Source organism: Lysobacter sp. CA199, assembly GCF_052078715.1.
GTDB lineage: Bacteria > Pseudomonadota > Gammaproteobacteria > Xanthomonadales > Xanthomonadaceae > Lysobacter.
Window position 1 is genome coordinate 1 of sequence record NZ_JBQJIL010000026.1, and the last position, 7,817, is coordinate 7,817.

4 protein-coding genes are annotated in these 7,817 nt (G+C 62.9%); 3 read left to right on the plus strand and 1 reads right to left on the minus strand.

The genetic code is table 11. The features are described 5' to 3' along the window. The first annotated feature begins 778 nt into the window (after window positions 1-778). Complete coding sequence (locus ACTOWJ_RS29130; RefSeq protein WP_441338139.1) at window positions 779-1,522, plus strand: winged helix-turn-helix domain-containing protein; 744 nt, start codon at window positions 779-781, stop codon at window positions 1,520-1,522. Then, window positions 1,523-3,655 carry a hypothetical protein gene (locus ACTOWJ_RS29135; RefSeq protein WP_441338140.1) on the plus strand — a complete coding sequence of 711 codons (2,133 nt, stop codon included), beginning with the start codon at window positions 1,523-1,525 and terminating at the stop codon, window positions 3,653-3,655. Between the two features lie 306 nt (window positions 3,656-3,961). Here the strand turns inward: ACTOWJ_RS29135 and ACTOWJ_RS29140 are convergent, their stop codons facing one another. Beyond that, the gene (locus ACTOWJ_RS29140) at window positions 3,962-4,333 is read right to left on the minus strand and encodes a hypothetical protein (RefSeq protein ID WP_441338141.1); all 372 of its coding nucleotides are present in this window, start codon (window positions 4,331-4,333) and stop codon (window positions 3,962-3,964) included. Between the two features lie 695 nt (window positions 4,334-5,028). Here ACTOWJ_RS29140 and ACTOWJ_RS29145 point away from each other — a divergent pair. Continuing rightward, window positions 5,029-7,817 (plus strand): ESPR-type extended signal peptide-containing protein (locus ACTOWJ_RS29145; protein WP_441338142.1); only part of this gene is annotated, 2,789 nt, incomplete at its 3' end.

Below are 7,817 nucleotides of genomic sequence, written 5' to 3' on the forward strand. Positions count from 1 at the left end.
CATTAAGCCGTATCCCGAAGCTGGTCGCTCTAATTCTTATCTGTGGGTCGCGCTATTAGCTGGAAGCATGCTCGTCAGGGCCCTCATTTGCAATATGTTCAGTCGCTTAATTAATTGTTATTCACAGTATCAACACAGCGAAGGATCGCAACAAGGAACGACCCGCGCATGCGGGTCGTTCTTCTCTCGTCGTCGTAGTTACTCGCGGATAGTGACGCAGGTGGGAAACCCGACTCAGCCCGCAGCCGCCTTGATTCTTCGGCGACCTTACGGCGTTTGACAGTGCAGGCGCCTACCAGAGCGGTTCGGCGCGAATCCTGCACGCAACTACCGACGACCGCAACCAGAAAACCCAATTGCCCGGCCTTGAGACAGTTGCTGGCCGGCCTGATCGTTATCAGCAAAAGGCCACGCTTGCGCACTTCGTCCGCTGCTCGCGCCTCTCCGTGGCGTTTGCGCAGGTACCGTCGGTATCCGGCCGAACGCTGCCGCGCTTCGCAGTCGCATCGGCTGCTTAGCGTCGGATGGACCCCATCTCCGAGCGATCCGACGCTCTTTCGACGCTTTCACACCGTGACTGTCGAGAGTTCGGACGAAGCTTGCCGAACGCCGGTATCGGTCGTATGATTATTCCGCAGCTTAATTCGGCGTACGGTGGATCGGTCGCCCGGTCAAAATCGTCGTTCTCGATCGTTAAATCGCTCCGACTGCGGCGAAAAATGTCGTCAGCGCGCTAAGCGCCTTCTCCGCGTGATTTCGCTCGCAAGATGGGATCAACATGATCAGCTCTTGGCCTTCTGATGCCCGCTACCTGCGACTGGCTGATCTGACCGTCGATTTACGTTTTCGTCGGCTGATCCATACCGGACAGAATGTGGAGCTGCCGCAACGGATCTTCGATCTGCTGCTGCTGTTCCTGGCCGAGCCAGACCAGCTTCACACGCGTACCGAGCTATTCGACCGCTTGTGGTCCGGCACGATCGTGGAAGACACCAATCTGTCGCAGAACATCTGGCTGCTGCGCAAGGCGCTCGGTGAGCAGCGCAAATCGTGGATTCAGACCGTGGCCAAGAGCGGCTATGTGTTTCAGGCGCCCGAGCCAGTGCAATGGTTCAAGGAATTACCGGCGGCCACGGAACCCGCGGAGCAGTCCGGCGGCGCCCCCATCGAGCAGTTCTCCGAACTGGAGCCCGGCTCCATGCAGGGCATGGTGGCAACCTCGTCGCTCGAAGCGATCGAGCCGACGCACGGCGCGCGACCTCGCCGCCGTGTCTGGCTGTTGGCGTTGGTTGCAATGGCGGTGATCGCGATCGCGGTCGCTTGGTTCCTTCATCGCCGTCTCGTGCCTGCCGAGTCGCAGTTGACGGTGGCGCTGGTGGTCATAGAAGACGAGAATCTTGCTACGCGCTGGCCAGCCGAGCTCCTCCACCAATGGCTGTACTGGAAGCTGGGCAGCCTGCCCGGAGTCAATCTGCGCGACGAGGCCCAACTGGCCGCCGGTGACGCGCCGGCTTCGGCGTAGGTGCTGTTCCTCTCGTCAGTGGCGTCGCCCAGCGACCCGACAAAGATCAAAGTCCGTGTGCGCTTCCAAGATGACGGGAAGGAGCAGCGTCTGGAAGTCGAAGGGCACGCGTCGGAGATGCCGACGTTGGTCGATTCGCTGTCGCGCCAAGTCGTAGGCCGTCTCCGGCCCGAGTACGCCGAACCCTGGCCGGCTCTCGAGATCAATGCCGCCGCCGCCGAGCGTTACGTGCAAGCGATGCGGGCGTTCAAGCGCGGCGACTGGATGGCGGTGACGGCACTGGGTCAGGAAGTAGTAACCCGCGCTCCGAGCTTTGGTTTGATGCGCTTACAGTTGGCACAGGCGCAGGCGCGGCTCACGCAGGCCTCGGCGGCTACAGCACAGATGGACCAAGCCTTGAAGTTGCTCGCCAACTCGCCGCAGCCGGTGATCGAAGTAATGCAGGCGCAGCGTCTAGCCATCGATCCGACCCGCGGACCACAGGCGCTGGCCGCATACGCCAAGCTGGCCGATCGTTATCCGGAAACGATCTCTTTGCAGATGGACTATGCATGGCAGTTGATCAGCGCGGGTGAACCGGAGCGAGCGCTGGAGCGTTTGTCTGATCCCAGTATCAATAACGACACCACCTGCATTTGCGTCAACAAGCGTTTGTTGCGCGCGGAGGCTTATGCAGCGCTCGGCGATCCACTTCGCATGCGCGCCGCCGCCAACGAGGCCGTGCAGCTGGCACGCAGGGGTGGACCTGCATGGGATCTCGAACAGGCCGATGCGCTGATGGCGCTGGCGCGCGCGAACGCCGGGCAATTTCCCGAGCGCGGAGTGCCGCCGGAATTCGAGCAGGCCGCGGTACTGTACGAAAAGGGCGGTAATTCGACCGGCGCCTTGTACGCGCGCGTACTGGCGCGATTGTCCGCCGCATCGCCGCTCGAAAGCAGCGACCCGGCGTTGGAGGCGTTGCTCGCTCGGGTCAACGCCGGCGGCTACCGTGGGCTGGAGATCCATGTGCTGACCCGTAGCGCGAACCAGCACGCGCGGGCCGGCGACATCGCCGGTTATCGATCGCGGTTGACACAGGCCGCGGCGATCGCGAGCGCCGTGGGTGAGGTGAATATGTTGACCGAGTTCAATTTAGCGCTGATGAGCGACGATATGCTTAGCGCGCGCCTCGACAGCGCCGCGTCACGGTTCGCGCTACTGAGCAAGTTGAATCTTCCGAGCGTCCAGCGCCTGTTCTCCAGCCAGTTCGCCGCCGACCTCAGCGCGTTGCGAGGCCACTATGCGCAGGCAGTGAAGGCTATTGACCGCGCCGAAGGCCTGTTTCCGCCTACTCCGGCGGGACAAACCGAATCGGAGACACTCATTGCACTGACTTGCACACGCTCGCAGGCATTGCTGACGATGGGAGAACTGGCCAAAGCGCGTAAGGACTTGAGCCGCTGCGCGAAAAGCGATCAGGAAGGCTTGCGCCACGTGGCGTTGAGCCTTCGCAGTCAGGCCGAAATGCTCGCCGGCGATCGCCCACAGGCGAAGGCGCTGTTGGAGCAGGCCGAGAAACTCTTGCCTGCGGGCGCGACCGAACGATGGTCCGCGTCCGTGGAGCTTGCGAGGTTGGCGACCCGTTTGGGGGAGGTCGAGCGTTCGCAACGCCTGTACGCGCAAACACTGCCGCCGATACAGGCTGCGGGCTATTCGCTGCTCGTCGCCAGGGCCACCGCCGGCCAAGCCGAGAATGCTGCCGCGCGCAGCGACTGGTCGCGCAGCAGCGAACTCGCTGCGGTTGCGCGCCGCTTAGTGCCCGCCGATATGTGGGATGTGATCGCCCGGCTCGACCTGATCACAGCCGCCAATGCGCTTCAGCGCGGTGACCGCGCCGCAGCGCTGACGCTGGCCAGCGTGCTGCATCGCGATGCGCAGCGTAAAGGCGATGCGGTCGTGGAGCTGCAAGTTCACCGATTGTTCGAGCCTGGATTGCTCACCGACGACTGCAGTCCGGTCGAACGCGAAGCCTTGGTCGCACGCACGGGTATGCGCGGGGTCGGCGTGGACTGGCTCAATCTCAAAGGGCGGCGCGCGGCGTCCCCAGCGGCCTCGGCGCCGCCGCCCGGACAAGCAGGTTCGACGGCGCATTGACGAATCGTAATCCTCCGCCTGTTCTGCGCTAGATGCGATTGGACGATCGCATCGCGAGGACACCGAGCCGCCGTCGAGACCTCGTCACAGTGCAGTACTCGCGGGTAGCAGAAGCAGAAATGGAACGCTTCCACGGGCGCATTCACTGCGACTGCCCGGTCAAAAAAACGTGGCGCGGTCATAGTGCTCTTTTCACGAGCCCGGTGAACCAGGGATCCGCTCCGAATATCCAGGGCCCGCGCGGATCGCAGCGGCGACCGTGGATGCAAACCCGGATTCAGACCGATGGTTTCAGGCAGACGCTCGTCAGCCAACGTCGCGTCCATTGGCTGACAGTAATGAAAGCAATTCTTCGGTGCGCCCTTCAGCGTACATTTCGTAGGGAGTGCGGTAATAGAACTGGGGCAGCGGGTAATTCATGAACCAGTAAAGCAACTGCTCGGCGATGGTGTGGTTGGCGCTGGCCGCGGAAAGAATGCGCACGAGATTGCGCAGCGCTTTCTGCAGTTTCACGGTGCCATGGGTATTGCGGATGATGACGTTCCCGCGCGGGTTGGATATGGCGGCCAAATCCTTGGCGCGAATTCCCAGAACACCGATGACCCGTTTAGGGGAAATGTGCGGCGACCCAGGGATGCGCAGGGAATCCATGAAGATTTCAAACTCTGCCTCGGTCATAACGGCCTCGATGGATGGGCATGTTTGTCCGGTTGCGACTTAAACTCGAGCGCAGCGGAGCGGAGAAAACGCCGGAACGGCCGCAGCCGGATTCGCGACCTCTTTCTGTCGTGACGCGTGCTCGGTCCGGCGGACGGTCGGCCGTTGGCCGTGGGGACCAGTAGCGCCTATCCGCCGCGTGGAGGCTTGCGAGGAGAGATCATTTTTTCTTCTCGGCGGCCAAAAATCTGATGTTCATCACGTTTTTTCTACTCTTAGGTCGCGTTTGACGGACCGCGTTTGGGCATATCTGTGACAACAAGCGCAGTTGGCTTCTAGCCCAGGCGCTGCGTTGCATAAGGCGCATTACGTCACAACCGACGGCGCCAGGGGTAGTCAGAGCGCTCGAAGGACGCTGAGAAATCACAAAAAAAAGATATCTCCTTACATGCCCCGCATGCCGCGCTTCCCTAGTCTGGTCGCCATAGGGACAGCACTACGGCCGATTGGCTGATCGTCCGGCGCGATTCGATGGGGATTCCTCGATTTCAGCTCCGGGCGGTTTGGTTCGACTCATCGAACGGCAACGCATCGGCATTCAAACCCTCCATACACGGTTCGCCTCACGAGGCGTGAGAACCGCGGGCGGATATCGGTTCGAAATCGATATTCATATATGAAATCGATTCGCCGGGACGGCGAAGGGGAGTAACCGAATGAACTTTATTTACTGCAAGGTGTGGAGCAAGAGCCTAGGGACCTGGGTGGTCGCTTCGGAGTTGGCGAAAGGCGGCAAGAAGCGGTCCAACAGAACTTCGAGAGTGTCAGCGCCATTGCTGGCCAAGCTGACGCTGTCGATAGCGGGTGTCATGCCGTTGACACTGAGCGCGGTTGAACTTCAATCGCCTGATGTATGCACCGGCTTTACGGGTAATGTGACGATAGGCCGAGACATTTTCGCGCCGCCGACGGACGACGCAAACGAGCGGAGCACTGGAGCTGCGGCTGCCTACAACATCGTAGGCGGCTGTGGCGCTGTAACGGGAGCGGCAAGCGGCTTGACCCAAGGCGCCACAGCTTTCGGGGGGCATAGCCGAGCTATCAGCAATGGCTCTTCGGCCTTTGGTTTCGGTTCCAAGGCGGATGCTTTGTGGAGTACCGCCCTCGGTCTGGAAACCCAATCCACAGGCGTGGCATCGACGGCCATCGGCTTCGGCACCATCGCTGCGGGCAGTAACAGCGTGGCCCTGGGCAGCGCAGGGGGCGGCGGTACGACGTCTAGTGAACTGTCGGCAGCCGATTCAACCCGCTCGGATGGATCGGGTTCGGTCGCGATAGGCGCCAATGCCACACGCGGTGCGCAGAGCCACGCCGCCAACAGCATCGCCATCGGCGGCCAATCAAATACAACGACGGCCTCCATCGGCGGTATCGCCATCGGCCGCGACACCGGTGTCGATGCCATCGGCGGCATCGCTATTGGCAGCGACGGTACCAACACCGGCGCCCGTGCCAACGCCACCAACGCAATCGCTCTGGGCGGGCAATCCGCTGTGGCAGTGGGTGCGACCTCGGGTATCGCTCTGGGCGCTCAATCCTCGGTGGCCGCCAATGCGACTTCCGGCATTGCGATTGGCCGCGGCGCAACTGTCAACGGCGCGTTCGGCATCGCCCAGGGCGATGGTGTCAGCACCGGCGCGATCGGCCGCAATGTCGCCATCGGTTCGGCGTCCAGCGCCAACGGCGGCACCGCCGCTGGCGGCGCGGTCGCCATCGGCCGCGGCCAGAACGCGACCGGCAACGGCGCGGTCGCCATCGGTGATCCGAATACCGCTAGCGGCACGGGCGCAGTCGCCGTGGGCGCGGACAACAACGCCACTGGCCAGGGCGCCGTGGCGCTGGGCAACCTCAACACCGCGACCGGGCAAGGCTCGGTAGCCCTCGGCAATGCCAGTTCGGCCGGAGCCGCAGGCGCGGTGGCCCTGGGCGACGGTGCTTCGGCCAGCATCGCGCGCAGCGTGGCCTTGGGCTCGGGCGCGACCACGGCCGCTGCAGTCGGCACCGCCAGCACCGTCATTCGCGGCACCACCTACAACTTCGCCGGCACCGCGCCGACCAGCACGGTCAGCGTGGGCACGGTGGGTAACGAGCGCACCGTCACCAACGTCGCCGCAGGCCGCCTCAGCGGCACCAGCACCGACGCCGTCAACGGCAGCCAGTTGTTCGCCACCAACCAGGCGGTCCAGGCGGCCGGCGCCGGTTTCAACGTCACTGCGCAGGGTGTCAATGGCACTAACGTGGCTCCGGGCGAAGCGGTGGATTTGAACAACACCGATGGCAACATTCTCGTCAGCAAGACCGCCGCCGCCGACAACGTCAGCTTCGATCTGGCCGACGACATCATCGTCAACAGCGTCACTGCCGGTGCTACCACGCTCAACACCAATGGGCTGACCATCACCGGCGGTCCGAGCGTGACTGCGGCCGGCATCAATGCCGGCAACCAGGTCATCACCAATGTCGCCGCGGGCGTTGCAGCGACGGACGGAGTCAACAAGAGCCAGCTGGATGCGGTCGGCGCAACCGCGAATGCGGGCTTCAACGTGACCGCGCAGGGCGCCAACAGCACCAACATAGCCCCCGGCGAAGCGGTCGATCTGAACAACACCGACGGCAATATCGTCGTCAGCAAGACCGGTGCCGACAACAACGTCAGCTTCGATCTGGCCGACGACATCATTGTCAACAGCGTCACGGCCGGCGACACGACGCTCAACACCAGCGGCCTGACCATCACCGGCGGCCCGAGCGTGACCGCGGCTGGCATCAATGCCGGTAACCAGGTCATCACGAATGTCGCCGCGGGCGTTGCAGCGACGGACGGAGTCAACAAGAGCCAGCTGGATGCGGTCAGCTCGACCGCGAATGCGGGCTTCAACGTGACCGCGCAGGGCGCCAACAGCACCAACGTAGCCCCGGGCGAAGCGGTCGATCTGAACAACACCGACGGCAATATCGTCGTCAGCAAGACCGCCGCCGCCGACAACGTCACCTTCGATCTGGCCGACGACATCATCGTCAATAGCGTCACTGCCGGTGCTACCACGCTCAACACCAATGGTCTGACCATCACTGGCGGCCCGAGCGTGACCGCGGCTGGCATCAATGCCGGTAACCAGGTCATCACGAATGTCGCCGCGGGCGTTGCAGCGACGGACGGAGTCAACAAGAGCCAGCTGGATGCGGTCAGCTCGACCGCGAATGCGGGCTTCAACGTGACCGCGCAGGGCGCCAACAGCACCAACGTAGCCCCGGGCGAAGCGGTCGATCTGAACAACACCGACGGCAATATCGTCGTCAGCAAGACCGCCGCCGCCGACAACGTCAGCTTCGATCTGGCCGACGACATCATCGTCAACAGCGTCACCGCCGGTGCTACCACGCTCAACACCAATGGTCTGACCATCGCCGGTGGCCCGAGCGTGACCACGGCCGGCATCAATGC